This window comes from Streptomyces sp. (assembly GCF_031178505.1).
Taxonomy (GTDB): domain Bacteria; phylum Actinomycetota; class Actinomycetes; order Streptomycetales; family Streptomycetaceae; genus Streptomyces; species Streptomyces gulbargensis.
Window position 1 is genome coordinate 1 of sequence record NZ_JAPSIW010001067.1, and the last position, 1,520, is coordinate 1,520.

The 1,520-nt window shown below is 78.2% G+C and carries 2 protein-coding genes and 1 pseudogene; all 3 read right to left on the reverse strand.

Annotated elements, in window-relative coordinates:
• Positions 1 to 65: 65 nt before the first annotated feature.
• Entirely contained in the window at positions 66 to 698 is a 633-nt protein-coding gene (locus tag RIF68_RS36300; protein ID WP_309056023.1) for a SigE family RNA polymerase sigma factor, read from the reverse strand.
• Positions 699 to 777: 79 nt separating this feature from the next.
• Positions 778 to 1,251: a hypothetical protein gene (locus RIF68_RS36305; RefSeq protein WP_309056025.1), complete on the reverse strand. Its 474-nt coding sequence runs from the start codon at positions 1,249 to 1,251 to the stop codon at positions 778 to 780.
• A gap of 149 nt (positions 1,252 to 1,400) precedes the next feature.
• Positions 1,401 to 1,520 (reverse strand): annotated as a pseudogene (locus RIF68_RS36310) (oxidoreductase); the annotation flags it as partial.

A 1,520-nucleotide genomic window follows, 5' to 3' on the forward strand; every position in this document is an offset into this window, starting at 1 on the left:
TGCGGCGCGCAGCCGTTCCTCGGTCGCGGCGCGGCGCTCCTCCTCGTACGGAGTCGTGCGCGGAGTCATCGGACCTCCCCCAACTTCTTCTCCAGCGCGTCGAGCGCGCGGCTCGCGGTCGACTTCACCGTGCCGCGCGAGAGGCCCAGTGTCCGCGCGATCTCCGCCTCGGACAGCTCCGACCAGTAACGCAGCACCAACACCTCCCGCTGGCGGCGCGTCAGACCCGCCAGCGCGTCGAGTACGAGCCGGTGTTCCTCGGCGAGCAGCAGCCGCTCGTCCACCGCCGGGCCCGCGCCCTCGTGGGGCGGGGTGTAGGACCGGGCGGTACGGCGCCGGCGCAGGACGGAGCGGGAGGCGTTCACGACGGCGGTGCGCAGGTACGCCCCCGGGTCCTGAAGGCCCGTCAGGGACGTGCCGTACGCCCGGCACACGGCGGTGAACGCGTCCTGTACGACGTCCTCGGCCGTGTGCGGGTCGTCCACCAGGAAGACCGCCAGCCGCACGAGGTCGACGCGCCGCGCCCGGTACAGCTCGGTGAGCGTGGGCGGCGGCTCATCCCGGAACGGCGGACCGCCGACCGCCCGCAGCCGGCGGACCCGTGCCTGGGCCTCGTGGCGTTCCGTGGCCTCGGTCCGGGTCAGGCGGGCGAGCAGCCGGAACCAGCGGGGCGGCGCTGCGGGAAGGGCGTACTGCATGGGCCTCGATCCGTTGCGGGAGGGCGGGCCGGGCCACCACGGCGGCCCGGCCCGCCTCCTGGCGGTGGTGCTGGTGCTTCTACTTGCCGGTGCCGGTGCCCGGTGCGGCCACGCGCGGCGCCTCCTCGGCGGGAGCGGGGGCCGGTGCCGGGGCCGGGGCCTGCGGCGGTGCCGGGGCCGGGGTCGGCTTCACCGCGGGAGCGGGAGCGGGCGCCGGTACGGGGGAAGGCGCGGGCTTCGCGGGCGCCGGCACCGGAGCGGGCGCGGGCTTCGCCGGCACCGGAGCGGGCGCGGGCGCGGGCTTCACCGCGGGGGCGGGCGCCGGGGCCGGGGCCTCCACCGCCGGGGCCGGGGCCTCCACCGCCGGGGCCGGGGCGGGCGCCGCCTCCGGTGCGGTGGGGTGGTGGTCCGGAGCGGCCGGTGCGGGCTGCGGGCGGGCGGAGTCGGCGGCGGCCTGGGCGGCGAAGCCGCCGCCCAGGAGCAGCGCCGCCCCGGCGAGGACGCCCAGGGCCCGGGGGCGGGGGCGGAGGTTCCGCTTGGCGTGGCTGGACATGGTGGGTTCTCCCGATGCGGTGACGGACGTGGACGAGGGCTGCGGAGTCCGGACTCCGCAGCCCTCCCGAAGGGCGCCTTCACCCCTCCAGACGTGCGGCACCCGCCGGGGTTGCGCCGCCGGCCGGGAAAAGTGCGGGAAGAGCGGGCTCAGTGCCCGAGGACCTCGCCGAAGTGGGTGTTGACCGCCAGCACACCGCCGTCCACCCGCAGGGTCGTCCCGGTGATCCAGGCCGCGTCGCGGGAGGCGAGGAAGGCGACGGCGGCGGC

What these genes read in the sequence shown, in the direction of transcription:
- RIF68_RS36300 (WP_309056023.1), bottom strand. Translation starts at nt 698, where the DNA reads ATGCAGTACGCCCTTCCCGCAGCGCCGCCCCGCTGGTTCCGGCTGCTC.
- RIF68_RS36305 (WP_309056025.1), bottom strand. Translation starts at nt 1,251, where the DNA reads ATGTCCAGCCACGCCAAGCGGAACCTCCGCCCCCGCCCCCGGGCCCTG.